Source organism: Arthrobacter sp. R1-13, from assembly GCF_054161475.1.
In genome coordinates this window covers 2,773,298-2,799,187 of record NZ_CP096420.1, presented here as the reverse complement: position 1 = coordinate 2,799,187, position 25,890 = coordinate 2,773,298, and the positions used below count along the sequence as shown (strand labels likewise).

Below are 25,890 nucleotides of genomic sequence, written 5' to 3'. Positions count from 1 at the left end.
TTGAAGGAAACGGCCAAGAGCCATGTCACGTTCGTGATTATCGCCGGCATCGCACGGAGCCTGCTGAACGTCATGATGGCCAAGAAATGGGAGGGCACGGAGAAGCTTCCCGCGGGGGGCTTCATCGCGGCGCCCAACCACTGCACCGAAATCGACCCCCTCATCGTGGGGCACATGCTCTACAACCAGAAGCGGGCCCCGCACTTCCTTGCCAAGGCGAGCCTTTTTAAGGTCCCCGTCCTGGGCTGGATCCTGCGGGCAACGAAGCAGATCCCGGTGGAACGCTCGACGGCGGGGGCGAACCGTTCGCTGCAGCTCGCCCAGGAGATTGTGGCCGAAGGCGGAGCTATTGTCATCTACCCCGAAGGAACCCTGACCCGGGACCCGTCGTTCTGGCCCATGAAAGGCCACACCGGTGCCGCCCGCCTGGCTCTGGAGGGCGGGATCCCCGTTGTTCCCATAGCCCACTGGGGCGCCCATGAGGTTTTTCCGCGCTACGCCAAAAGCTTCCACCTTTTTCCGCGGAAGCGTTCGCGGCTTGTGGTGGGGCCGCCGGTTGACCTCAGCGCCTTCGAAGGCCGCCCCCTGGACAAGGCAACATTGACCGCGGCTACCGAAGCGATCATGCAGGACATCACAGTCTTGCTGGCGGGGCTACGCGGCGAGGAGCCGCCGGCCGAGCGCTGGGACCCCTCGGCCCATAACCAGTCCAAGCATGGCCGGAAGATGCAAAAGAGCTCCCCGGAAACGATCGCCGACGGCAGCACCGCTCCCCAGGGCAGCCCGACAGAGAGCAACCTGACGGATCCTTCCCGGGGTGTGGAATGACCGAGCAGGACACCAAACCCGGTTCGGCACTCACCGTGGCCGTCCTGGGCGCAGGCTCCTGGGGCACCACCTTCGCGAAGATCCTGGCTGATGCCGCCACTGCTTCCGGCGTCGCCCGCAGCATCCGTATCTGGGGCCGCCGCCGTGAGGTCGTGGAGCAGATCAACGCAAGCCACCGCAATCCGCAGTACCTCAAGGACATCGAATTACCGGCAAGCATCACCGCTTCCATGGACGTGGATGAGGTTCTGGCCGGCGCTGACCTGGTGGTGCTGGCTGTGCCTGCGCAGACACTGCGGCCACAGCTGAGGAGCTGGAAACACCTTGTCAGTGCTGATGCGATGGTGGTCTCCCTCATGAAGGGCCTCGAGTTGAGTACCGACGCCCGCATGAGTGAAGTCATTTGCGAGGAACTGGGCATTCCGGTCAATCGGATAGCAGTGGTTTCAGGTCCCAACCTTGCGATGGAGATCGCCCGGGAAGAGCCCACCGCCTCGGTTGTGGCTTGTTCCAACGCTGCGGCTGCCGGGTGGATTGCGCGCACTTGCACTGCCCCGTATTTCCGTCCCTACACCACCGGGGATGTCGTCGGCGTCGAAATCGGCGGCATTGTGAAGAACGTGATCGCCTTGGCCGTAGGCATCTGCGAAGGCAAACAGATGGGTGACAACACCAAAGCTTCGGTTATCACCCGGGGACTGGCCGAGACTTCCCGTCTGGCGCTTGCCCTTGGCGGCGAGGCCAAGACAATGGCCGGCCTGGCAGGTTTGGGTGACCTCGTGGCAACATGTTCCTCGCCGCTGTCGAGAAACCATACCGCCGGACGGCTGCTGGGGGAGGGTCTTTCCCTCGGCCAGGTAACTGAGAAAATGACGCAGACGGCCGAAGGGATCAAATCCGGCCAGGCTGTCCATGAACTGGCAGGAAAGCTTGGCGTTGATATGCCCATTACTGCGGCCGTGGTGGCCGTCCTTGCCGGAAAGATGTCCGTTGACGAACTGGGCCCGCGACTGCTGGCCCGGGAACTGAAACCCGAAGGCGATTACTGACTGTGTCGGATGAGAATGTAGAAGTCGCGGGCAAGCCGCGCCCCCGGGTTGTTGTGCTGTTCGGTGGACGCTCCAGCGAGCATGCCGTCAGCTGCGTCACTGCCGCAGGCGTGCTGGGGGCCATTGACAAGGACAAATACGACGTCATTCCCATCGGGATCGCGAAGACAGGGCAATGGGTGCTGACGTCTGCAGATACAAGGCAATGGTCGCTGTCCTCGACATCGTTGCCCGAGGTCGAGCCGTCATCCAGTACCGTTACGCTGGCGGAGATCGGCGGGGAGCATCAGCTCATTGTCGCCGCACCCAACCAGATCCCCCAGGAACTCGGGACTGTCGACGTCGTGTTCCCCGTCCTGCATGGGCCGTTCGGCGAGGACGGGACCATCCAGGGGCTGTTGGAGCTTTCTGATACCCGCTACGTCGGAGCCGGGGTGCTGGCTTCCGCTGTAGGCATGGACAAGCACTTCATGAAGGTAGTTTTTGAGGCCGCCGGGCTTCAGGTGGGACCGTACGTGGCCGTGACAGACCGCCAGTGGCTCACTGATCCGGAATCAGTGCGTAAACGCGTCGACCTGCTCGGATTCCCCGTCTTTGTGAAGCCGGCCCGGGCAGGCTCCTCCATGGGCATTTCCAAAGTGGACTCCCTCGAGGGCCTGGATGCCGCCATCGAGGAGGCACGTCTCCACGATCTCAAGCTTGTTATTGAAGCAGGAATCGCCGGGCGGGAGATCGAGTGCGCCGTGCTTGAGGGCCGTGGAACCCAGCCGCCGCGCACCTCCATGCCTGGCGAAATCTCGGTTGCCGGGGGCAGTCACGAATTCTACGACTTCAATGCCAAGTACGTGGAGGATGATGCTGCACAGCTGAGTTGCCCGGCAGACATCCCGGAAGAAGCAATCGCCCGTGTCCGTGAACTCGCCGCCGCAGCGTTTGATGCCGTAGGTGCCGAAGGGCTGAGCCGCGTGGACTTCTTCTACACTCCTGACGGCGACATCATCATCAATGAGATCAACACGATGCCCGGCTTCACCCCCAAGAGCATGTACCCGCAAATGTGGGCCGCGTCAGGGTTGAGCTATCCGGCCCTCATTGACGAACTGATCTACTTGGCCCTCCACCGGAAAACAGGGCTCCGCTAATCCCCACCGGCACCCTAACCTCGCTCCGCTTCGGCCAGGGAACCCTGCCGGCGTGGGCCCAGGCAGCACCCTAACCTCGCTCCGCTTCGGCCAGGGAACCCTGCCGGCGTGGGCCCAGGCGGCACCCTAACCTCGCTCCGCTTCGGCCAGGGAACCCTGCCGGCGTGGGCCCAGGCAGCACCCTAACCTCGCTCCGCTTCGGCCAGGGAACCCTGCCGGCGTGGGCCCAGGCAGCACCCTAACCTCGCTCCGCTTCGGCCAGGGAACCCTGCCGGCGTGGGCCCAGGCAGCACCCTAACCTCGCTCCGCTTCGGCCAGGGAACCCTGCCGGCGTGGGCCCAGGCAGCACCTAACCTCGCTCCGCTTCGGCCAGGGAACCCTGCCGGCGTGGGCCCAGGCGGCGCTCTAACTGGTTGGTGGCAGGTTCTGCAAATCTTCCTTGCCCACGCAGTTGCGGCTTGCCGGGATCTTTCCTGCAGCGCTGGCAAGATCAGCCAACACCGTTGCCGAGGAGATTTTTTCGGGATCCATCAGGATCTCTGTCGCGGGTTCCCGGCCGAACGTGGTGAGCGTATAGACCGGGTCCCCTTCCTTGATGACCCAGTCGATGCCGTTGACGCTGACACATCTGTCAGTGGTGGGTCCCGGCGGGTTGACACCGCACCGGAGGATGACACGCGAGGGGTCTCCCCATGCTGCTGTCGCCTGGCTGTTCGTCTTGCGCAACGGGGCGTCCCCGATTGCCTCGGGAAGGGCCACCATCATGGGTGCACAGGCTGGATTTGCGGCATCCTTCGCCGGGGCAACATCGACGACGGGAGAGCAGGCTGTGAGCGAAAGCGCGCCTGCGGCCAGAATGGCGAGGAGGCGGATTCCGGGGGAAGTGACCGGTGGGTTGGGCCGAAGCATCAGACAAGCCTATCCTGCGGCGCCCGCCCAGTGATGTCGGCTGACCATGATGTCCTCCCCCCGCGATAGCGTAGTGCCGTGCTTGAAACTCCGTTGACAGTTGCTGACCTAACCGAATCCGGGCTGCTTGCCAGGATCTTCCCCCGCCTCAAAAGCGCTCCCGAAGCCCGCGCCCTGCTGCTGCTCGGTCCAGGCGACGACGCCGCAATCGTCGGCGCCCCGGACGGGCGGACAGTCCTGAGCATCGACACCCAGGTCCAGGATCAGGACTTTCGCCTCCAGTGGCCCAACGGGCATGCGAGCACAGGGTACGACGTCGGCTGGAAGGCTGCTGCCCAGAACCTCAGTGACATCAACGCGATGGGAGCCCAGGCAACCTCCATGGTGGTGAGCCTGACCCTGCCCAGCGGAACCCCCGTGTCCTGGGTCGAGGATTTTGCGGATGGATTGTCTGCCAGCATCCGTGAACTGGGAGCACTCCGCTGCTCGGTTGCGGGCGGGGACCTAGGCCGCGGGCGTGAACTTGCCGTGACCGTGGCCATTCTTGGGACCCTGGATGGCAGGGAACCTGTGCTGCGGTCCGGTGCCGCCCCGGGCGATGTACTGGCTCTGGCAGGCACTGTCGGGCGGGCAGCGGCAGGCCTTGCCATCCTGGAGTCAGGACACAGCGTGGCGTCACTGACTCCCGGGCTGCGTCAGCTGGTGGACGCCCAGTGCCGCCCCTTCCCGCCTCTGGCTTCGGGGCCGTTGGCACTGGAGGCAGGGGCCTCGGCCATGCTTGACATCTCTGACGGGCTGGTCAGGGATGCAGGCCGGATGGCGGAAGCCAGCAAGGTGGTCGTGGAGCTTGATCCGGAGTCTTTGAAGCTCCTGGCCGCCCCGTTGGCGCCTGCAGGCAGGCTGCTCGGAACGGAGCCGCTTGAGTGGATCCTGGGCGGTGGCGAGGACCATGGCCTGCTTGCAACCTTCCCCGTTGGAGTTCAGTTGCCCAGAGGCTTTGCTGCGATAGGCTCAGTGCAGGCCCTTGCAGGAAACAACAGTACGGGTGTCAATATCGCGGGCAGGCCCGCTGACCTTGTGGGATGGGATCACTTTGCAGACTAAGATTGCCGCGAACGCGCAAGCGATGAAGCGGTGGTTGAGCAAGGCAGAAACGGCCCTTGGAAACCACAGCGACCGACTCAACGCGATCAACATCTTTCCGGTCGCAGACGGGGACACCGGCACCAACCTGTATCTCACCGTCCGTGCCGCGACTGAAGCTCTGGGCGGACGAGGCAACCCAGCCGAAGCTGGTCCATCCCAGGCTGTCTCGGACGACTCACGAGCTCCAGTCCACAGAACTGCGATCCACGGAACAGCCGTTCACGGAGCTGCCGGACAAAATGATGTGGGTGCCGTGCTCGCAGTGGCAGGCCAGGCGGCTATGGAGAAAGCACGCGGCAACTCCGGAACCCTTTTTTCGGTGTTCCTTTGCGCCGCCGCCGAACCACTGGCCGGGCACACACGGCTCAGTTCCCCTCTGCTTGCAGCTGCCTTGAACAGGGCACAGATCAGGGCGTGGACGGCGCTCAGTGATCCGGTGCCCGGCACCATGCTGTCGGTGATCGAAGCCGCTTCCCGTGCAGTCTCCGCCGTCGACTCGGCATTGGACGGGGACGACAGCAATCATGCCCTTGGCCTCGCCCTCGACGCCGCCGTGCAGGCTGCACTGGAAGCCGTGATCCGTACTGAATCACAACTGGACGCCTTGCAAGCAGCCAAGGTCGTAGATGCCGGAGGAGTCGGCATGCTCCTGATCCTGGACTGCCTGCGCTCGGCTGTCCTCGGGGAAGAGCTGCAAAGTGAACTTCTGGATGGCTTGCACGGCTACGACGTGCAGGACCCCCATATCCACGCGGCCATGCCTGATGACGACGGCGTGGAAGTCATGTGTACCATCAACCTTTCGCCGCTGGATGCCGCCACTCTGCGGCAGCGCCTGGACCAGATGGGGGACTCCGTCATCATGAGCCAACTGGGCAATTCTGCAGACCCGGACGGCAAGTACCGTTGGCGTGTCCACGTTCATGTGAAAGAAGAGGCGCCCGCCGTGGCCCTAATCCGCGCACTGGGTGAGCCCGCTGAAATCTCCATCAGCGAGCTGGCACAGGCGCGGAATGTTGAGGTCGGAGACTATAACGGGTATGAGCGCTGAGCTGGACCTTGCCCTGGAGCGCCGCATAGGAAAGCGCTCCGCGGCTGTCATCGAGAAGCACCTCGGCATTACCACTGTTGGTGAACTCCTCAACTACTTCCCCCGCCGCTATCTGAGCAGGGGAGAGCTGACACCTATCAGTGAAGTGCCGCTGGATGAGGACGTCACGCTGATTGCGCGTGTCGTCTCCAGCAGCACGCGGGCCATGAGGGCCCGCCGTGGTTCCTTGACCGACGTCGTCATTACCGATGACGCCGGGGCCACCACCGGGACAGGCGGAGGTTCCGCCGCCAAGGCGGGAACGCTCAAGATCAGCTTCTTTAACGGGTACAGAGCCAAGGCTGAGCTCCTTCCGGGCCGGCGGGCCATGTTCTCCGGCAAAGTCACCATGTTCGGCGGCACGCTGGGGCTCACCAATCCAGACTTCCTCCTGCTGGACGAGGACCCCGAAGCTCCAGGCATGGACCCGGAGAAGCTCGCGGCTATGCCCATTCCCGTCTATCCGGCCACTGCCAAACTGACCAGTTGGTCCATCCAGAAAGTAATCTCCACGCTGCTCGATACTGTTGAGCTGGGCGATCTTAAGGACCCGCTACCCGCCGAGATCGCGGCCAGGGAACATTTCCTTCCGATCGGCGAGGCCTACCGTCTGATCCATGCCCCGGAGACGCAGCCGGACTGGCAACGAGCCAGAGACCGCTTCCGGTTCCAAGAAGCACTGGTCCTTCAATCGGCGCTCGCCCGGCGCCGCGCTCAGCTCGCCGCCGAGGAAGCTACGGCACGAAGGCCGGTACCAAATGGACTGCTGGCCGCCTTCGACCGGCAGTTGCCCTTTACCCTCACCGCAGGCCAGGCCGCCGTCGGAAAAACCCTGTCCGGTGAGCTTTCACAGGACAGTCCGATGAACCGACTCCTGCAGGGAGAAGTCGGCTCGGGAAAGACCATCGTGGCCTTACGCGCCATGCTGCAGGTGGTTGACTCCGGGGGACAGGCGGCTTTGCTCGCACCTACTGAAGTTCTCGCCGCCCAGCACTTCGAGTCCATCCGCCGTACCCTCGGGCCGTTGGTCCGCGACGGTCTTCTTGGCGGTGCGGAGGCGGCCACCGGCATCGACGAGGTCCAGGTCACCCTGCTGACGGGATCAATGCCCACTGCGGCGCGAAAGCAGGCAATGCTCGATGCGGCCTCCGGAACAGCGGGCATCGTCATCGGCACCCACGCACTGCTTAGCGAGAACGTCTCCTTTTACGACCTGGGCCTGATTGTGGTGGACGAGCAGCACCGCTTCGGAGTCGAGCAGCGCGATGCCCTCCGGGCCAAAGCCCGCAAGCCGCCACACCTACTGGTCATGACCGCCACCCCCATTCCGCGGACCGTGGCGATGACCGTTTTCGGAGACTTGGAAACGTCCGTCCTCGACGAGCTGCCAGCCGGGCGTGCCCCGATCTCCACGCACATCGTCGGCCTCGCCGAAAACCCCGCCTGGGCAGCAAGAATCTGGTCCCGCTCCCGCGAAGAGATCGACGCCGGCTATCAGGTATATGTGGTGTGCCCCAAGATCGGCACTGACGACGACGGCGACTTCAGTCCCGGTGAGGCGGAGCCGTCCGGGGCGGAACCGGAAGGTGACTCGACCGGGCGCGAACTGGCCTCGGTGACCGCCGTCGTCGAACATCTCAAGGAGGAACCCGCTCTCGCAGGGGTGCCTCTGGCGCCCCTTCATGGCAGGCAGGATCCCGCTGTGAAGTCCGAAACGATGGCGTCTTTCACCGCGAACCAGGTCAAGCTCCTCGTATCCACCACGGTCATCGAGGTAGGAGTGGATGTCCATAACGCAACACTGATGGTGATCCTTGATGCCGACAGGTTCGGTATTTCCCAGCTCCACCAGCTCCGCGGGCGCGTTGGCCGCGGCGGACTGCCTGGTACCTGTCTGCTGGTGACTGCCCTGGAACCCGGGCATCCGAGCCGCCGCAGGCTGGACGCCGTCGCAGCGACCACCGATGGCTTTGAGCTGTCGCAGGAGGATCTCAAACTCCGCCGCGAAGGCGACATCCTAGGAGCCTCGCAGTCTGGTGGCCGCTCCACGTTGAGGCTGTTGAGGGTGTTGGAACATGAGGATGTCATTGCACGCGCCCGGCAGGATGCCCAGCGCATCGTTGGCCGGGATCCGCAGCTGTTGGCCCATCCTGTCCTGGCCGCCGCCATCGACGAATACCTGAACCCCGAAAAGGAGGCCTTCCTTGAGCGAGGCTAAACCAAATGCCGCCATGGAATGCGGCGTGCGCTCCGGGGGACCGGCTTGAGCCGGGTCATTGCCGGCGTGGCCGGCGGGACACCTCTGGTCAGCGTCCCTGGTTCGTTGACACGGCCCACCACGGACCGGGTGAAGGAGGCATTGTTTTCCCGGCTGGAGGCCTTCGACGTCATTGCCGGGGCCAGGGTTCTGGATCTCTATGCGGGTTCCGGATCGTTGGGCGTAGAAAGCGCCAGCCGTGGTGCCGAAGCGGTGGACCTCGTGGAATCCGATGCGAAGGCAAGCGCCGTCTGCCAGCGGAATGCGGACATGATCAACACAGCGCTGGGCGGCAAGAACGTCTCGGTTCACAGGTCAAAGGTGGAGCCGTTTCTTGAACGGGCAGAGGCGGGAATCCTGTGGGATCTGGTGTTCCTGGATCCGCCCTATCCGCTGGATGAGCCTGCCCTCGCGGCTGTGCTGGAGAAACTGTCGGGACATCTCGCCGACGCTGCCGTGGTGGTGGTCGAACGATCGTCACGGACCCCCGAACCGCAATGGCCTGCCTCCATGGAACGATTTGCGGAACGAAAATACGGCGAAACCAAGCTGTGGTTTGCTGAACCCTCGGCCCGGGAATAGAACGGGCTTATCCGCTTAGTTGAGCGCGTCCAGCTCCACCCCGGCCAGTACGTTCGCCGGATGAGGACCACGGGAGTTGAGGGACGCCGTCCACTCCTCCGGCCACGGGTGCTGCGTTCCCACCAGGACAATGTTTCCGGGGTAGCGCCCTGCGAACATCCCTGTCTCAGCCGTTGCTGCGACCGCCTGGAATACCCTCCGCATGGCTGCAACCTGGCTCCGGACGAGGGTGAGTCCGGGTTCGTCACCCACGTTGACGATCAGGGCTCCTCCCTGAGCCAGCCGATCAGCAGCCTCTTCGTAGAACTCGCTGCAGGCAATATGGGCGGGGGCTTCCGGGCCGGAGAATATGTCCAGGATGATCACGTCGAAACTGAGTTCGGCCGGAAGGTCGGCAAGGGACTCGCGGGCGTCCCCAATGACGGCAGTGAGCTCAGTCCCCTCGGGCAAAGGCAGTTGCTGGAGCACAAAGTCCAGCAGCTCCCGTTCCAGCTCCACTGCATACTGGCGGGAACCGGGCCGGGTGGCCTGGATGTAGCGGGCCAGGGTGAGGGCACCTGCGCCAAGGTGCAGCGCGTGGATGGGCTGGCCGGGAGGGGCGGCGAGATCCACGACGTTGGCGATCCTCCGCAGGTACTCATAAAAGACCTCATGAGGGTCGGCGAGGTTAACGTGGGACTGCTCCGCACCCCCGATGCTGAGGACGTAGCCGCCCTGAGTATAGGCATCGGGCTCTATGCTTGCGTGTTTTCCGATGCCTTGGAGGAAGCGCGCGGCTGGCGGGCCGCTGCGGCTGATCATCAAAGCCTGTCCCGCAGCGTTGCCAGGCGAGCGGCAGCTTCTTCGAGCACTGCCGTTTTTTTGCAGAAGGCGAAGCGCAGGAGGCTCCGGGTGCGCTCTGCACCGTCCGGATGGCAGAACACCGGAACGGGTATGGCAGCAACGCCTACCAGCGCCGGAAGCCTCCGGGCGAGATCCACGGCGTCGGAGATTCCCAGCGGTGAGGTGTCGACATTCACGAAGTATGTGCCCCGCGGTGTAAACACGTCCAGGCCTGCGGCCCGCAATCCCTGGCTCAGGATGTCACGCTTGCGCTCCAGGCTTTTGGCGATCCCCGTGTAGAAGTCATCGGGAAGGCCCAGCCCTACAGCAATGGCGCCCTGGAACGGAGTGCCGGAGCTGTAGCTGAGGAACTGCTTTACGGTCCGGATGGCGGCCACCAGGTGTTCGGGGCCGCTGAGCCAGCCGATCTTCCAACCGGTGAACGAAAAAGTCTTGCCGGCAGAGGAGATGGTGATGGTGCGCTCCGCGGCACCGGGAAGGGTGGCGACGGGAATATGGGGGACACCGAAGGTCAGGTGCTCGTACACCTCATCCGTGACGATGACGGCATTGTGCCGGGCTGACAGTTCGACGACGCGCTGAAGTACTTCACGGGGAAACACAGCGCCAGTAGGGTTGTGGGGATTGTTGATCAGCACCACCTTGGTCCGCTCGGTGAAGGCTTCCTCAATCAGCGCAGCATCGGGCATGAAGTCCGGCGCGAGGAGGGGCACGGTCGTATGCGTGGCTCCGGAGAGGCCGATTATTGCGCCGTAGGAGTCATAGAACGGCTCGAACGTGAGGACCTCGTCCCCCGGTTCCACCAGCGCAAGCAGGGTGGCGGCTATACCCTCCGTGGCTCCGGTGGTGACGATTATCTCAGTTTGGGGATCAGGCCGAAGCCCATAAAACCGCTCCTGGTGGACGGCAACGGCTTCCCGCAACTCCACTGTTCCCTTACCCGGGGCATATTGGTTGGCACCTGCGGCGATGGCAGCCTGCGCCGCGGCCTTGATCTCGGCAGGCCCATCCTCGTCCGGAAACCCTTGGCCGAGATTGATGGCGCCGGTCTTCACCGCGAGGGTGGTCATCTCTTCGAAGATCGTGACGCCAAGGGAACCGTCGGCGGCCAGCAGATTGGCTCCCGACGCGGCCCGCTGCCAAGGGGAAGGAGTTGTTCGGGTCACGTGCTTCCTGTCTGTGCTTGTCCCGGCTATCCCGGGCTTATCCCCGGCTGAATCGCGCGTCCGTGCGGTGCTGTCATGGTATCCCGCTCCGCCCATGGGGTAGGTTCGGAATATGCGACGTGCAGTATGCCCAGGTTCCTTTGATCCCATCCATAACGGTCACCTGGAGGTCATCGCCAGGGCGGCCGGGCTCTTTGACGAAGTCATCGTGGCCGTGTCCACGAACTATGCGAAAAAGTACCGTTTCACGCTCGAAGAACGCATCGATATGGCACGGGAGACACTCGCGTCACTGCGCGGGATCGTGGTTGAGCCGGTAGGGGACGGCCTGTTGGCTGAGTACTGCCGCAAGCGCGGTGTGTCCGCCATCGTCAAGGGCCTGAGGTCCTCCTCGGACTTTGACTACGAGCTGCCCATGGCCACGATGAACCGGCAGCTAAGCGGTGTGGAAACTGTCTTCCTTCCCGCTGAGGGACACTACCTCCACCTGTCCTCGACCCTGATCAAGGAAGTCGCCTCCCTGGGAGGGAACATCTCGGAATTTGTCCCCAGATCGGTCCTGAAACGGATGCTTGCTGGCGAGTCTTCAGCAGAAGGACCGCCCAGAGGGTAAGCTCTATCGGTACACATCGCCGGACGACTGTGGCATTCATCCGAACGGCAACCGCTGCATGCAGCGGTTCAGCCCTCAGTTTGAGTCCGCACCGCCCATCAGGCTAAGATGGTACGTCGGTCATATGTTCAACAGGAGTTCTCATTAAACGAGATGCTAGTTCGCCCTTGGTGTTTGACGTCAAGGACCTCGGACGCAGTCCGGGAAGCATGCGGACACTGACGGAGCATGTACCTGCACCAAGTGATCTTGGTGTAGCACTCATTGGCGTTCAGCAAGGTTCGGATATCGAACTGGACCTGAGGCTTGAGGCCGTACACGAAGGAATTCTGGTATCAGGAAATGTAATCGCCGAAGTTTCCGGTGAATGCGGCCGATGCCTGGATCCCCTTGCGTATGACCTTGAGGTCAATGTGCAGGAACTTTTCTTCTACGAGGACGTTCAGTTCTCTGACGGAGAAGACGATGAAGAGCAACGTCGAGTCGAGCACGATCTGATCGATCTTGAACCGGTGTTGCGGGACGCAGTGATTACCATGCTGCCGTTCCAGCCGGTGTGCCGGGAAGACTGCCAGGGCCTTTGTTCCGAATGCGGAGCGCGCCTGGAAGACGAGCCGGGGCACCACCACGAGGTCGTAGATCCTCGCTGGGCTGCCCTAGCTGATCTGGCTAAGCCTGACCGGCAAAATTGATTTGTAAGTGTTGGACTAAGAGAGAAATGAGTTAGCCGTGGCTGTTCCCAAGCGGAAAATGTCTCGCTCGAATACCCGCGCCCGCCGTTCCCAGTGGAAGGCGACCGCCCCCCACCTGGTGAAGACCATTGAGAACGGCCAGGTTACCTACAGCCTGCCGCACCAGGCAAAGGTCGTTACCGACTCGGCTGGCACTGCGCTGTTCCTTGAGTACAAGGGCCGCAGGGTCGCGGACGTCTAATCGGCCATACAAGGCTGAACAAGATGTCTTCAACTGAAGAGCTTCTGAAGCGTCTCGGTGTCTCTATTGACGCCGGGACGCTTCGTCTTGCGCTCACACACCGCTCCTATGCCTACGAAAACGGGGGCATACCCACCAACGAGCGTCTTGAGTTTCTGGGTGATTCCATCCTGGGCTTCTCCGTCACTGACGCCCTGTACCGGGACAACCCTTCCCTTCCGGAGGGTGACCTTGCCAAGCGGCGCTCCGCCGTCGTCAGTACAAGGGCGTTGGCAGGAATAGGGCGAAGCCTCGGCATCGGGGAGTACATCTATCTTGGCCAGGGTGAAAAACTCACCGAGGGCAAGAACAAGGCCTCCATCCTCGCGGACACCATGGAGGCCCTGATCGGGGCCACCTATGTCTCAAACGACATCGAGACAGCCCGTCAGCTGGTGATGCGCCTCATCGGTCCGCTGCTGAAGGACGCCGCCGCCCTTGGCGCCGGAACCGACTGGAAGACCAGCATCCAGGAGCTGGCCGCCAGTCGGCAACTGGGCAGTATCTACTATGCTGTTGAGGGCTCAGGCCCCGACCATGCCCGTACTTTCCAGGCCGTGCTTCGCATCGGCGGGATCGACTATGGCAAGGGCGCAGGGCACTCCAAGAAGGAAGCGGAGCAGGAAGCTGCCGCGGACGCGTGGCGCAAGCTCTCCTCACCCCAGGACGCCAGCGCAGCATCCGGTACACAGGCGGGCGTTTAGGCGGTTCCTTGCCCGAGCTGCCTGAAGTAGAAGTCGTACGCCGCGGCCTGGTGAACTGGGTCCGCGGACGCACCATCATCTCGGTGGACGTTCTCGATCCCCGTTCCGTCCGCAGGCATCTGCTGGGTCCTGAGGACTTTGCGGGGAACCTCGAGGGCGCCACAGTCCTCGACGTCGTCCGCCGCGGCAAATTCCTCTGGATGCCGTTGGCGGAAGCACAAGCTGCCCCGGCAGATCCGGCCCCGGCTTCAGCCACGGGTCAGAATACGCAGCCGGCCGTAGCGGTGATGGCCCACCTGGGCATGAGCGGCCAACTGCTCGTCGAGGATGCCGCCGAACCTGACGAAAAACACCTCAAGGTGCGGCTGCGGCTGAGTCCCAGCAACGGCATGCCCGAAGAGTTGCGTTTTGTGGACCAGCGCATTTTTGGCGGGCTTTTTGTTACGTCGCTCGTTCCAACAGACGACGGCGGGCCCGGCGGGCTCGCAGAGGAGCCTCTGCCGATAATCGCCGAAGAAGCCTCCCACATTGCCCGTGACCCCTTGGATCCACATTTCTCCTTCGATGTTTTCTATCGCCGGCTGCGTCTTCGCAAGACAGGTCTGAAGCGCGCACTCCTGGATCAGGGTCTTGTTTCGGGCATCGGCAACATCTATGCGGACGAGGCGTTATGGAAAGCCCGGCTGCACTACGCCCGTCCCACAGAAACGCTTCGAAAGGCTGAAGCGCACCGTGTGATCGAGTCCGTCCGCGAAGTGATGCTGGACGCCCTGGCTGCAGGCGGCACAAGTTTCGACTCCCTCTATGTCAACGTCAATGGAGCCTCCGGCTACTTCGACCGCTCCCTGAACGCCTATGGCAGGGAAGGCCTGGAGTGCAAGCGGTGCGCCGGCGTCGGCCTGGTCAGTCTGATGAAGCGGGAGCAGTTCATGAACCGCTCCTCCTACACGTGTCCCGTGTGCCAGCCCAGACCACGAAACGGACGCTGGTAACCGTTCCTGCCGCCCCGGTTCAGGCCCGTGGCCGATAGCAAAACTGAGGGTCAAAGCGCCGGAAATCCGCTGAATGTCGCTGCCACGCAGTAGATTTGGGCAGGAAAGCTACCGCTGCTTCGTCACCTTGCATGTGAACCTTGTCCGCGTCAACCAGCACTGCAGCTATTCAGGAGATCCGAACCACCTTGCACCTTAAAAGCCTGACTGTCCGGGGATTCAAGTCGTTTGCGTCGGCCACGACCTTCGATTTTGAGCCGGGCGTCACTGCTGTGGTGGGTCCCAATGGCTCGGGTAAGTCCAATGTGGTGGACGCCCTGGCCTGGGTCATGGGTGAACAGGGAGCCAAAACCCTGCGCGGCGGCAAGATGGAGGACGTCATTTTTGCCGGAACCTCTGGCCGCCCGCCCCTTGGCCGGGCCCACGTGTCGCTGACCATCGATAACACAGACGGCGCACTGCCGATCGAATACAGCGAGGTCACCATCTCCCGGACCCTGTTCCGGACCGGCGGCTCCGAGTACGCCATCAACGGTGCCGGTTGCCGGTTGTTGGATATCCAGGAGTTGCTCTCCGATTCGGGACTCGGCCGTGAAATGCATGTGATCGTCGGCCAGGGGCAGCTGGACAAGGTGCTGCACGCCACACCCGAGGACCGCCGGGGCTTTATTGAAGAGGCCGCCGGAATTCTCAAGCACCGCCGCCGCAAGGAAAAGACAGTCCGCAAGCTCGAGGCCATGCAGGCCAACCTCCAGCGGCTGAGTGACCTGACATCGGAAATCCGCCGCCAGCTGACGCCCTTGGGTAAGCAGGCTGAAATCGCCCGGCGTGCCCAGACCGTCCAGTTCGAGGTCCGTGACGCGCGTGCGAGGCTCCTTGCCGACGACCTTGTCCAGCTGCAGTCGGCCTTCGAACAGGATGTTGCCGACGAGTCTGCCCTCAAAGAGCGCCGTGGTGTGGTGGAGCTGGAGCTTGAAGGCGGTCGACGGCGGCAGGCAGCTTTGGAGCAGCTGGCAGCCGAAGCCACGCCGAGGCTCAGCGCGGCCCGCGATACGTGGTACCAGCTGACCGCCCACAGGGAGCGTCTCCGCTCGCTGGGCTACTTGGCCACGGAGAGGCGCCGGCTGCTTGGCGCCTCCGACCCCCTTCCTGACTCAGGGCGGGATCCTGAACAGCTGGAACAGCAGGCAGCCAGGGTGCGGGCCGAACAGGCTGAGCTGGAGCACCTCATTGGGGTCAAGAGCATTGAGTTGGAAGCTGCGACAGCAGGAAAGAAAGAGGCCGAAGAGGCAGCCGTCGCCGAGGACAGGCGACTCGCCGCCGTACTCCGGGCAGCGGCAGACCGGCGGGAAGGGCTGGCACGTTTGGCAGGGCAGGTTGCCGCGGCGAGATCCCGCGTGGAGTCAGCGGAAGCTGAACTGGGCCGCCTCCGGGAATCAAAAGCCGCCGGTGACGAACGGCGCCGTCTGGCGCAGTCCGAGTTCACCGCTTTGGAATCCCAGGTGGCAGGGGTTGAAGATGGCGAGGAAAGCCTCGACGCCGACTACGAAAACGCCAGCGCCGCGCTCGAGGAAATCCTCGCCGGGATAGAGAAGCTGAGAGCCGCAGAGCGCGAGGCCGAACGCGAGCGGGACGCTTTGGTGGCCCGGCGGGATGCCCTGCAAATGGGCCTGAACCGGAAGGACGGCACCAGCCACATCGTTGATGCCAGGCTTCCGGGAGCAATGGGCACACTGGCCTCAACCCTGAAGGTCGAGGCCGGTTACGAAGCGGCCATCGCCGCGGCCCTGGGTTCGTGCTCAGACGCCGTGGTGGTAAGGGATGCCGGCACCGCCCTTGAAGCAGTCCAGCTGTTGAAGGACGACGACGCCGGACGTGCGTCGCTGCTGCTCGCAGGCGCCGGGTCGGGCACCCGCGCATCAGCCACCCGTGGGGAGCGGGCTCCGGCAGTTGCCCCAGAGCTCCCTGCAGGTGCCCGGTGGGCCTTGACTCTTGTTCAGTCCTCGGAACTCATCCAATCCTCGAACCAGGGCGTAACTTCGAACCGGGGCGAAACTTCCCGGCCCGGCGAAGCAGCCTTGGCGGAGCTGCTTGCCGGCGTCGTCGTCGTTGAAGACCTGGAGTCCGCAGCAGGAGTCGTCGCCGGGAGCCCCGAGCTGACCGCCGTGACGCGTGCCGGGGATGTCTTCACGGCTCTGACCGTCAGCGGTGGTTCCGCTTCGGTTCCGTCCCTGCTTGAAGTGCAAGCCGCCGTCGACGACGCCGATACCCGGATAAAAGGCATTGTGGCTGACCTGGAGCGCACGCGGTTTGCATTGGCCGCTGCAGAGTCAAAAAGGGCGGAGGCCGAGGACAGGACGGAAGCGGCGCTCGAAAAACTGCACGATTCCGATGCCAGGCTCGCCGCTGTCGCCGAACGCCTTGGCAATCTTAATTCAGTGCTGCGCAGCGCTGTGGGGGAGAGCGAAAGGCTGGCTGCCTCGTTGACGGCGGCAGAAGCAAACATCCTCACCGAGCGGGAGGGTTTGAAGCACGTGGCGGCCCGCCTCGCCGCCGCTGAGGAGGTGCCCGTAGACCAGGAACCGTCCTCAGAGCACCGCGACGCCCTGGCGTTGGCGGCGTCGCTGGCGAGGGCTGCCGAAATGGATGCCCGGCTCGCGCTGAGGAGTGCAGAAGAACAACTGACAGCCACCCGGAACCGGGCCTCCTCCCTTGAAAGGGCGGCCGCCACCGAGCGCCGCGCACGGGAGGAAGCGGCGCACCGGGCGGCCAGGCGCCGGCTCCAGGCTGCCCGGGCCGCCGCTGTCGCCGCAGCTGTGGAGCAGGCCGCCGCTTTCGTCGACGTATCGGTTGAACTTGCCCGCCAGGAACGGGATGAGGCCGAGGAACAGAAGGAAGCAAGGGACCGCGAACTCGTGGAAGTGAGGTCAGGCAACGATGCCCTTGCCCGGGAACTGGCTGACCTTACCGATTCTGTGCACCGGGATGAGTTGGCCCGCGCCCAGCAGCAACTTCGGATCGAGGCGCTCGAGCTCCGGTCCGTGGAAGAACTCGGGCTTACCCCTGAGCAGCTCATAGCTGACTATGGTCCCCATTTGCCCGTTCCGGTGCCTGCAGGGGAGACAACCGATAAATGGGCGTCCCTGCGCGCCCCTGTCGATGAGGACGGAAACCCTGCACTCGAGGGCAAGCCCTATGTCAGGGAGGAACAGGAAAAACGCCTGAAAAGGGCTGAGCGGGACCTCTCCTCTCTGGGCCGCGTCAACCCGCTTGCCTTGGAAGAATTCGCAGCCCTCGAAGAACGGCACCAGTTCCTCAGCACGCAATTGGAAGATCTCAAGTCCAGCCGAAAGGACCTCCTGGACATCATCAAGGAAGTTGACGAACGCGTGCAGAAGGTGTTTGCGGAGGCTTTCGCCGACACTTCAGCCCAGTTCGTGCGGGTCTTTGCCCGACTGTTTCCGGGCGGCGAAGGCAGGCTGGTGCTAACTGATCCCGCGGACATGCTGACCACCGGCATCGAGGTGGAAGCCCGTCCGGCCGGAAAGAAGATAAAGCGTCTGTCACTTTTGTCAGGCGGGGAGAGGTCCCTCACGGCAGTGGCTCTCCTTGTTGCCATTTTCAAAGCCCGGCCGTCGCCGTTTTACGTCATGGATGAAGTGGAGGCAGCACTTGATGACACCAACCTGGGCCGCCTCATCACCATCTTCGAGGAACTGCGCGAATCCAGCCAGCTCATCGTCATCACCCACCAAAAGCGGACCATGGAAGTGGCGGACGCTCTTTACGGAGTGACAATGCGGGGAGATGGCGTTTCCACTGTCATCAGCCAACGCCTCGCCGCTGAAGTTTGAGGGCCTTCAAAAAACACCATTCCCGATTGTGAGAAGCTAGGGGAGTGAACGACATCCTCCCTATTCTTCTGCCCATTCTTGCTGCCCTGGTGGTTATCGGCGGCCTGATTCCGGTTTTCATGAAGACCCGGAAGAACATCAACCGCTACCCCGGAACACGTGACCTGAACGATCCCGAGGAGCCACAGCAAGGATCCCGCGGCACCCTGGTTGAGGACAGGCCTGTGGCTGGTAAGGAGCGCAACGCTCCTGCCGGCGTCGACCTCGAAGACCTTGAAATCACAGAGGTGCCGGACAACGTTGCCGGGCTGGAGACCATTGCGGTTGAAACACCACTCCCGGTGGCCGGCCGCCTGAACAGGCTTCGGGAACGGCTCGTCAAGTCCAACAACATCCTGGGCAAGGGGCTATTGGTCCTGCTGTCCAGCGACAAAATCGATGAGGACGTCTGGGATCAGGTCGAAGAGACCCTCCTGCTGGCCGATCTTGGCACCGGGCCCACCATGCAGTTGATGGACGCACTCCGCGAACGGGTCAAGGTACTTGGCACACGCTCGCCCGAACAGGTCAAGGCACTCCTGCGCGAAGAGCTGATTAAGCTGGTGGATCCCTCTATGGACCGGAGCCTGCGCGTCGAACGGCACGCTGATACTCCTGCCGTGATGCTGGTAGTTGGCGTCAACGGCGTCGGCAAGACCACCACTGTGGGCAAGCTCGCCCGGGTACTGGTGGCCGAGGACAAGGACGTGCTGCTCGGCGCTGCCGATACTTTCCGCGCAGCCGCCGCTGAGCAGTTGGCCACTTGGGGCCAGCGTGTGGGCGTACCCACCGTTAAGTCCGACGTCGAGGGTGCGGATCCTGCCTCTGTCGCCTACGAGGCGGTCAAGGCCGGGATCGACCAGGAAGTCGACGTGGTGATGATTGACACCGCCGGAAGGCTTCAGAACAAGACCGGGCTGATGGACGAACTCGGCAAGGTCAAGCGGGTCATCGAGAAGCTCGCAGAGGTGGACGAGGTCCTCCTGGTCCTGGACGCAACCACCGGCCAGAACGGGCTGAACCAGGCCCGCGTCTTTGCCGAGGTAGTAAACATCACCGGCATCGTCCTCACCAAGCTGGACGGCACCGCGAAGGGCGGGATCGTCGTCGCCATCCAGAAATCCCTTGGAGTGCCCGTCAAACTCATCGGCCTCGGTGAAGGCGCTGACGATCTGGCACCGTTCGAAGCTGAAGGCTTCGTGGACGCCCTACTGAACTAGCGCCACTAACTAGGCTGGCTGACCGGACGGGCGCTGCAGGGACTCCCTGGCCAGCAGCCAGCCGACGGCAGCGGCCACCAGCACACCGCCAGTGACGCCGAACGCCCAGCCGTACCCAAGCTGGTCCGCCAGGACGCCGGCGAGCACGGGCCCGGCGATCGCCCCGGTATCGGCCGTCATCTGGAACACCGCCAAAACACGCCCTCCGGACCGCTCATTGCCGATCACATCGGCAATGGCTGCCTGCTGCGCGGGCCCCAGAATCCCTGAGCCGATGCCGGCTGCGGCTGATGCCACGAGGAACCAGACCATGTCGGTCGTAAATCCAATCGCACCCGTAGCCAATCCGGTCAGCAGCAGGCCGGTAATCATCATTGGCCGGCGGCCCAAAGAATCTGCCAGCCGTCCCGAGAAGGAGAGCGAAGCGGCGTTTCCCGCGGCGAACACCGCCAAAGCCCACCCTGCGGCTTCAGTGCCCGCGCCTATCGCGGCCACCGCGAACAGGGGTACGGTGGCCATCCTTACGCCAAAAGTTGCCCAGCCGTTGGCGAAGCTGGAGACAAGGCCTGCACGGTAGGCGCTGTCTCCCAGCGCCTGGCGGAGCTCCATCGGCGGATTGGCTTTACCCGCTTGGCGCGACCCCGTCACATGGGTGAGCTGTGTCTGGATCACCAAGGCAGCCAACACGAGGGCACCGGCGTAGGCCAGGAAGGGAACGCGGAGCCCATAACCTGCCAGCAGCCCTCCCACGATTGGCCCGCAGACGTTGCCGATCAGGAACGCGGAAGCATACGCTCCGGAAACCCGGCCGCGGCTCTCAGGGGGAGCGAGCCTGACCACCAGTGCCATTGACGCAACCGTAAACATCACTGAGCCTGCTCCGCCGAGCCCCCGGAAAATGAGCAACTGCCAATAGTCCTGGGCAAAAGCGCAGGCTGCCGTAGAAGCAGCAACGATCAGCAGCCCGCCTACATAGATGGGCCGCTCACCGAACCTGACAATCAGGGCGCCACCGGCCGGAGCGAAGACCAGCCTCATCAAGGCGAAAATACTAACGATCACGGCAGCAGCAGTCGCGCCGACGTCGAAAGTGGTGGCGAACTGAGGGAGCACCGGTGCTACAAGGCCGAATCCCAAGGCAATAAGGAATGCTGCAACCAACATCACCTTGATATCGCGGGGGAGCCCCCTGCCCGGCGATGCGGTAGCCGCGGAAATTCCCTTGGTCCCGTTACCGGAAGGGGATCGTTCGGTCATGGCGCTTGGATCCTAGCGATTGAAGAGAGGGATGGGGTTTTGGACTCGTGAAACATATCCGTAACAAGCAGGATATGCACCATTTACTTCCGGGAGATTCTTGTAACAACCCGGCAATCTAAATCCTCCGCGAGTGAAACACAGCCCAGCCAAAATCTTCTAAGAACGCAAACAAGGCAACGCAAACAAGGCGTTGGCAAGCGGATCACTTCGCAGCATCAATAGGCATCTATCAAGCATTAGGCAAGGGAGGACGTGCACCATGGAACTTACCGCAGGTCACGTATGGCTCATGGTTGCGGCGGCACTCGTGCTGTTCATGACACCAGGGCTGGCATTTTTTTACGGCGGCATGACGCGCGCCAAGGCGGCGCTGAACATGATGATGATGAGTTTCATCTCCATCGGCATCGTGGGCGTTGTCTGGGTCCTCTGGGGCTACTCCATGACGGGCGGTGAAGGCTTCCTGCAGATTGTCGGAAACCCGTTCACCAGCTTCGGTCTTGAGGGCGTCAACTCGGCGGAGTCGCCAAACGGCCTCATCCTCGCCGGCTACGGAGCTACCTTCGCCATCATCACCGTGGCGCTGATCAGCGGAGCCATTGCAGACCGCGCCAAGTTCGGCGCCTGGACTGTCTTCGTGCCGGTATGGGTAACGCTCGTTTACTGCCCGCTGGCCTACATGGTCTGGGGTGGCGGCCTCTTCGGTGCGGACGGCGCAATCGGCCAGGCCCTCGGCACGGCTATCGACTTCGCCGGAGGTACCGTTGTCCACATCAACGCCGGTGTGGCGGCTCTGATCCTCGTTCTGATCATCGGCAACCGCAAGGGCTTCGGCAAGGATCCCAACCACCGCCCGCACAACATCCCCTTCGTCATGCTCGGCGCTGCGATCCTGTGGTTCGGTTGGTTTGGCTTCAACGGCGGCCTCGCCTCTTCCGCTGAGCAGGGTGGCCTGATCTGGGTAAACACGCTCGCAGCACCTGCCGCAGCCATGATCGGCTGGCTCATCATTGAGCGCATCCGCGACGGACACCCCACCTCCCTGGGCGCAGCATCCGGTGTTGTTGCAGGCCTCGTGGCCATCACCCCGGCCTGTGCAAACGTCAGCCCGGTCGGTGCACTGGGTCTCGGCCTCATCGCTGGTATCGCATCTGCCCTGGCTGTTGGCCTGAAGTTCCGCTGGGGCTTCGATGACTCCCTGGACGTTGTGGGTGTCCACCTTGTCTCCGGCATCATCGGCACCGTGGCCCTTGGCTTCATCGCCCTTCCGGAAGAGGGCGTCGGCGGCGGGCTCTTCTACGGCGGCGGCTTCACCCAGCTCTGGGCGCAGCTTGCAGTAGCCGGTATCGCCATAGCCTACTCCGCGATCCTCACCGCTGTGATCGGCCTGGCAATCCACAAGACCATGGGCTTCCGGGTCTCCCAGGAACAGGAAACTGTGGGCGTAGACCTCAGCCTGCACGCAGAGACCGCTTACGAGTTCGGCGTCGGCGGCCACGGCGGAAGCTTCCAGCCGCTGCACGAACTGATCACCGGCAAGCCCCAGGGCGAAGCCGCCGCAGCACCCGCAGACAGCACAAAGACTGATGCAGCAGCAGGTAAGGAAAGCGTGGGCGCATGAAACTGATTACAGCAATCGTTAGGCCGGAAAAGCTTGAGTCCATCCGAGAAGGGCTTGAAGCATACGGAGTACAGGGCCTGACGGTCAGCGCAGCCAGCGGCTACGGCCGGCAGCGCGGCTACACCGAGGTTTACCGCGGTGCTGAGTACAACGTGGACCTTCTGCCGAAGATCCGCGTGGAGGTTCTGGCCACGGACGAGCAGGCGGACGACATCCTCGATGTCATTATCGCCAGCTCCAACACGGGGCGAGCCGGTGACGGCAAGGTATGGACAGTGGACGTTTTTGAAGCCGTCCGGGTCCGCACCGGCGAACGCGGTTCCGCAGCAATCTAGTTCAAGGATTAGAGGCTTCCACAGCTGAAACACAAAGCGGGCCGGGCACCTGAAAAGGTATCCGGCCCGCTTTTGCTTGTTATGGCGAGCCTGGCCAGGAAGCCGGCCCTGTAGTTCCGGCGTCGTATTCCTCCAGAGGTACCTCACCGTTTGACCAGGCGCGCAGGACAGGGTCCACGATGCGCCAGCAGTCTTCCGCGGCATCGCCGCGCACGGACAGCAAAGGATCTCCGGTGAGCACCCCTTCCAGGACTTCGCCATAGGGCAGGAGGTCGGAGGCACTTAACACCGCATTCAGCGTTGCCCGGTCAAGGCTCAGGATGTTGCCCGGGCCATTGACATCGACGTCGAACTGTAGCGTGTCAGGCCCGAATCCGATCCGGAGCTGGTTGGGGGAGTCCACCCCTGTGAAGCCCGCCGGAAGGTGCGGTACAGGGCGGAAGGTGATGACCGCCTCCTTGCGCTTATTTCCCATGGCTTTTCCGGAGCGGAGGATGAACGGGACTCCTTGCCAGCGCCAGTTGTCGACTTCAACCCGGACCTCTGCAAGGGTCTCCGTGTTCCTGGACGCATCAACACCCTGTTCCTGGACGTAGTCAGGGATGCTCCTGCCCGCAATGGAACCGGCTGTGTATCGGGCCCGGCGCGAGGTGTTGCTGAAGGGCGGTTTGATGCTGCTGGCACGCAGGACGGTACTGATGGCATCTCTGAGATCGCGTTCGCCAACCGTTGCGGGCGGTTCGATGGCCATGAGTGCCATGATCTGGAGCAGGTGGCTCTGGATCATGTCCCGTAACGCGCCAGCTCCGTCGTAATACCGCGCTCGCCCTTCCAAGGCGAGGTCCTCTTCGAAGATGACCTCGACCTTCTCAATGTAGTTCCGGTTCCAGACCGGTTCCAGGAAGGTGTTAGCGAAACGCAGTCCAAGGATGTTCAGCACCGTCGCTTTTCCCAGGAAGTGGTCCACACGATGGATGTGGTCCTCCGGAACAAGGCCCACCAGAGTGTTGTTCAGCTCCCGGGCCGTGGCCTCGCTGGATCCGAACGGCTTTTCCATCACCAGCCGCGTCCCCCGCGGAACCTCCTCCGGGGTAAGGACTTCACAGGCTTTCTGGCTGACCTGCGGTGGGAGCGCAAAGTAGACGGCCACCGGGCCCTCCAGCTCTTTCAGCAGGGCTCCCAGCTCCCCGCCAGCCGTCACGTCCAGCTGATGGTAGCCCGTGGACCCCGCGATCCTCTCCAGTTCCGGCTTTCCGGCAGGATCCGCCTCGCCAAGCGCATCCGCGAAGGAGGTCTCCACCCGCTCAAGCCACTGTTCCGGCGTCCACGGGTCCGAGCCTGCGCCCACGAGCCTGAGGCTGCCTGCACGGCCCTTTGCGGCCAATCTGGCGAGCCCGGGCAGCAGGAGCCGCCCGGTGAGATCACCGGAAGCGCCCAGAATGAGGAGGGTTTTTACACTTGATTGGCTGGTCACCCTGCCAGCATGCCATCTTGAAGGTTGCTCTTGGTACCCTAGATAGTCGAGTCCCGTTGTCGAGGCAGTCCGTCCGGACGAGCAGTCCGGACGAACACCAGTCCACGACGTTGGCGCGCCTGATTGGCCGTCATCCGAGAACAACTGAAAGAAGTGCACGGCGCGTGTTCAATTCACTCTCTGACCGGTTGGCAGCAACCTTCAAGAATCTCCGCGGCAAGGGCCGCCTCACCGAGGCGGATGTTGATGCCACGGTCCGTGAAATACGTCGTGCACTCCTGGATGCCGACGTTGCCGTACCTGTGGTGCGTGAATTCACCGCACGGGTGCGCGAGCGCGCGCTGGGGGCTGAGGTTTCAGGGGCCCTGAACCCGAGTCAGCAGATCGTGAAGATCGTCAATGAGGAACTCGTCGAGATCCTTGGCGGTGAAACCCGACGTATCCGCCTCGCCAAGACCGGCCCCACCATCATCATGTTGGCGGGTCTGCAGGGTGCAGGAAAGACGACGCTCGCCGGCAAGCTCTCCAAATGGATGAAGTCCCAGGGCCACAGTCCCATCCTCGTTGCCTGCGACCTCCAGCGGCCCAATGCCGTGACCCAGCTGCAGGTGGTGGGCAAGCGGGCGGGTGTTCCCGTCTTCGCACCGCACCCCGGCGCCACCTCCGAGCTTGAGCACCCGGCCGGCGATCCTGTTGCCGTTGCCAAGGCAGGAGTGGAGGAAGCGCGGCAGAAACTGCATGACGTCGTCATCGTCGATACCGCCGGACGTCTCGGTGTGGACACCGACATGATGGATCAGGCACGGAACATCCGCCGGGCCATCGTCCCCAACGAAGTGCTGTTCGTCGTCGACGCCATGATCGGCCAGGACGCTGTCAACACGGCGCTGGCCTTCGATGAAGGTGTGAACTTCACGGGCATTGTGCTCTCCAAGCTCGACGGCGACGCCCGCGGTGGTGCTGCGCTCTCGATTGCCTCCGTCACGGGGAAGCCCGTCATGTTCGCGTCCACCGGTGAAAGCCTGGATGACTTCGAACTCTTCCACCCCGACCGCATGGCCTCCCGCATCCTCGATATGGGTGACGTCCTCACCCTTATTGAGCAGGCCGAGAAGTCCTGGGACAAGGACGAAGCTGCCCGGATGGCGAAGAAATTCGCCGACCAGGAAGACTTCACCCTTGACGATTTCCTGGCCCAGATGCAGCAGATCCGCAACATGGGTTCCATGAAGAAAATGCTCATGATGATGCCGGGCGCCCAAAACATCCGCCAGCAGCTGGAGCAGTTCGACGAGCGGGAGATCGACCGGGTTGAAGCCATTGTCCGGTCCATGACGCCCCACGAACGCGTTGCGCCGAAAATCATCAACGGCTCACGCCGGGCGCGTATTGCCCGTGGTTCCGGTGTGCACGTCTCTGAGGTGAATGGACTGCTTGAACGCTTCGCCCAGGCCCAGAAGATGATGAAGAAGATGGCCCAGGGCGGCGGCATGCCCGGCATGCCCGGCATGCCCGGAGCAGGAAACGGTGGGGGAGCCCGCAAGGGTGCGAAGAACGCCCCGAAGAAGAAGGCAAGGTCGGGTAACCCTGCCAAGGCGGCCCAGGAACTGCGCGACGCCGAGACCCGGCGCTCGCAGGCTGCCAAAGCTCTTCCCACCGGTGCCGCCTTCGGCCAACAGAGCGGCGACTTCGATCCCGCCCAGCTGAACCTGCCCAAGGGCTTCGATAAGTTCCTCGGCGGAAACAAGTAAGTAACCAAGGCATCGATGTCGCCCGGGCACATTGCCCGGGCCT

22 protein-coding genes are annotated in these 25,890 nt (G+C 63.0%); 17 read left to right on the top strand and 5 right to left on the bottom strand.

Annotation, left to right across the window (positions count from 1 at the left end):
- The 3 genes from M1D88_RS12930 to M1D88_RS12920 are packed head-to-tail and all read left to right on the top strand — an operon-like array spanning position 1 to position 3,019.
- Positions 1–828, top strand: coding sequence for a lysophospholipid acyltransferase family protein (locus tag M1D88_RS12930; RefSeq protein ID WP_458111230.1), 828 nt, complete (start codon positions 1–3; stop codon positions 826–828).
- Entirely contained in the window at positions 825–1,877 is a 1,053-nt protein-coding gene (locus tag M1D88_RS12925; protein WP_458111229.1) for an NAD(P)H-dependent glycerol-3-phosphate dehydrogenase, read from the top strand. Before M1D88_RS12930 ends, M1D88_RS12925 begins: the two co-directional genes overlap by 4 nt.
- Entirely contained in the window at positions 1,874–3,019 is a 1,146-nt protein-coding gene (locus tag M1D88_RS12920; RefSeq protein WP_458114521.1) for a D-alanine--D-alanine ligase family protein, read from the top strand. The genes M1D88_RS12925 and M1D88_RS12920 overlap by 4 nt, the downstream gene beginning before the upstream one ends.
- 405 nt (positions 3,020–3,424) lie before the next feature.
- Here M1D88_RS12920 and M1D88_RS12915 read toward each other — a convergent pair whose 3' ends face one another.
- A complete protein-coding gene (locus M1D88_RS12915) occupies positions 3,425–3,928 on the bottom strand; it encodes a DUF3515 domain-containing protein (RefSeq protein ID WP_458111228.1) in 504 nt (167 codons plus the stop codon).
- A 78-nt stretch (positions 3,929–4,006) separates the two neighbouring features.
- Here M1D88_RS12915 and thiL point away from each other — a divergent pair, with 78 nt between their 5' ends.
- The 4 genes from thiL to rsmD are packed head-to-tail and all read left to right on the top strand — an operon-like array spanning position 4,007 to position 9,003.
- The gene (thiL, locus tag M1D88_RS12910) at positions 4,007–5,032 is read left to right on the top strand and encodes a thiamine-phosphate kinase (RefSeq protein ID WP_458111227.1); all 1,026 of its coding nucleotides are present in this window, start codon (positions 4,007–4,009) and stop codon (positions 5,030–5,032) included.
- A gap of 22 nt (positions 5,033–5,054) precedes the next feature.
- On the top strand, positions 5,055–6,125 hold the full coding sequence (locus M1D88_RS12905; RefSeq protein WP_458114520.1) for a DAK2 domain-containing protein: 1,071 nt from the start codon (positions 5,055–5,057) through the stop codon (positions 6,123–6,125).
- Positions 6,115–8,382, top strand: a complete 2,268-nt coding sequence (locus M1D88_RS12900; RefSeq protein ID WP_458111226.1) for an ATP-dependent DNA helicase RecG — start codon at positions 6,115–6,117, stop codon at positions 8,380–8,382. Before M1D88_RS12905 ends, M1D88_RS12900 begins: the two co-directional genes overlap by 11 nt.
- 45 nt (positions 8,383–8,427) lie before the next feature.
- Positions 8,428–9,003, top strand: a complete 576-nt coding sequence (gene rsmD, locus M1D88_RS12895) for a 16S rRNA (guanine(966)-N(2))-methyltransferase RsmD (protein WP_458111225.1) — start codon at positions 8,428–8,430, stop codon at positions 9,001–9,003.
- Between the two features lie 15 nt (positions 9,004–9,018).
- On the opposite strand, the gene M1D88_RS12890 is transcribed toward rsmD, so the two are convergent.
- Positions 9,019–9,804, bottom strand: coding sequence for a spermidine synthase (locus M1D88_RS12890; protein ID WP_458111224.1), 786 nt, complete (start codon positions 9,802–9,804; stop codon positions 9,019–9,021).
- Complete coding sequence (locus M1D88_RS12885; RefSeq protein WP_458111223.1) at positions 9,804–11,012, bottom strand: aminotransferase class I/II-fold pyridoxal phosphate-dependent enzyme; 1,209 nt, start codon at positions 11,010–11,012, stop codon at positions 9,804–9,806. Before M1D88_RS12885 ends, M1D88_RS12890 begins: the two co-directional genes overlap by 1 nt.
- 112 nt (positions 11,013–11,124) lie before the next feature.
- Here M1D88_RS12885 and coaD point away from each other — a divergent pair, with 112 nt between their 5' ends.
- The 7 genes from coaD (at position 11,125) to ftsY (ending at position 19,406) form a co-directional block, all read left to right on the top strand.
- Positions 11,125–11,625 (top strand): pantetheine-phosphate adenylyltransferase, encoded by a 501-nt coding sequence (gene coaD, locus M1D88_RS12880; protein ID WP_458111222.1) that lies wholly within the window; start codon positions 11,125–11,127, stop codon positions 11,623–11,625.
- A 167-nt stretch (positions 11,626–11,792) separates the two neighbouring features.
- Entirely contained in the window at positions 11,793–12,317 is a 525-nt protein-coding gene (locus tag M1D88_RS12875) for a YceD family protein (RefSeq protein WP_458111221.1), read from the top strand.
- A gap of 37 nt (positions 12,318–12,354) precedes the next feature.
- The gene (gene rpmF / locus M1D88_RS12870; RefSeq protein ID WP_247045637.1) at positions 12,355–12,558 is read left to right on the top strand and encodes a 50S ribosomal protein L32; all 204 of its coding nucleotides are present in this window, start codon (positions 12,355–12,357) and stop codon (positions 12,556–12,558) included.
- A gap of 23 nt (positions 12,559–12,581) precedes the next feature.
- Complete coding sequence (gene rnc, locus M1D88_RS12865; RefSeq protein ID WP_458111220.1) at positions 12,582–13,301, top strand: ribonuclease III; 720 nt, start codon at positions 12,582–12,584, stop codon at positions 13,299–13,301.
- Between the two features lie 8 nt (positions 13,302–13,309).
- Entirely contained in the window at positions 13,310–14,293 is a 984-nt protein-coding gene (gene mutM / locus M1D88_RS12860; RefSeq protein WP_458111219.1) for a bifunctional DNA-formamidopyrimidine glycosylase/DNA-(apurinic or apyrimidinic site) lyase, read from the top strand.
- A 188-nt stretch (positions 14,294–14,481) separates the two neighbouring features.
- The gene (smc, locus tag M1D88_RS12855) at positions 14,482–18,147 is read left to right on the top strand and encodes a chromosome segregation protein SMC (RefSeq protein WP_458111218.1); all 3,666 of its coding nucleotides are present in this window, start codon (positions 14,482–14,484) and stop codon (positions 18,145–18,147) included.
- A 44-nt stretch (positions 18,148–18,191) separates the two neighbouring features.
- Positions 18,192–19,406, top strand: a complete 1,215-nt coding sequence (gene ftsY, locus M1D88_RS12850) for a signal recognition particle-docking protein FtsY (RefSeq protein ID WP_458111217.1) — start codon at positions 18,192–18,194, stop codon at positions 19,404–19,406.
- A gap of 9 nt (positions 19,407–19,415) precedes the next feature.
- Here ftsY and M1D88_RS12845 read toward each other — a convergent pair whose 3' ends face one another.
- The gene (locus M1D88_RS12845; RefSeq protein WP_458114519.1) at positions 19,416–20,570 is read right to left on the bottom strand and encodes an MFS transporter; all 1,155 of its coding nucleotides are present in this window, start codon (positions 20,568–20,570) and stop codon (positions 19,416–19,418) included.
- 355 nt (positions 20,571–20,925) lie between these two features.
- Between M1D88_RS12845 and M1D88_RS12840 the strand changes: the two genes are divergently transcribed.
- Entirely contained in the window at positions 20,926–22,287 is a 1,362-nt protein-coding gene (locus tag M1D88_RS12840) for an ammonium transporter (RefSeq protein ID WP_458111216.1), read from the top strand.
- Entirely contained in the window at positions 22,284–22,622 is a 339-nt protein-coding gene (locus tag M1D88_RS12835; RefSeq protein WP_247045651.1) for a P-II family nitrogen regulator, read from the top strand. Before M1D88_RS12840 ends, M1D88_RS12835 begins: the two co-directional genes overlap by 4 nt.
- Positions 22,623–22,701: 79 nt before the next feature.
- Here M1D88_RS12835 and M1D88_RS12830 read toward each other — a convergent pair whose 3' ends face one another.
- On the bottom strand, positions 22,702–24,096 hold the full coding sequence (locus tag M1D88_RS12830) for a glucose-6-phosphate dehydrogenase (RefSeq protein WP_458111215.1): 1,395 nt from the start codon (positions 24,094–24,096) through the stop codon (positions 22,702–22,704).
- A gap of 164 nt (positions 24,097–24,260) precedes the next feature.
- Here M1D88_RS12830 and ffh point away from each other — a divergent pair, with 164 nt between their 5' ends.
- On the top strand, positions 24,261–25,847 hold the full coding sequence (gene ffh, locus M1D88_RS12825; RefSeq protein WP_458111214.1) for a signal recognition particle protein: 1,587 nt from the start codon (positions 24,261–24,263) through the stop codon (positions 25,845–25,847).
- Positions 25,848–25,890: the final 43 nt, after the last annotated feature.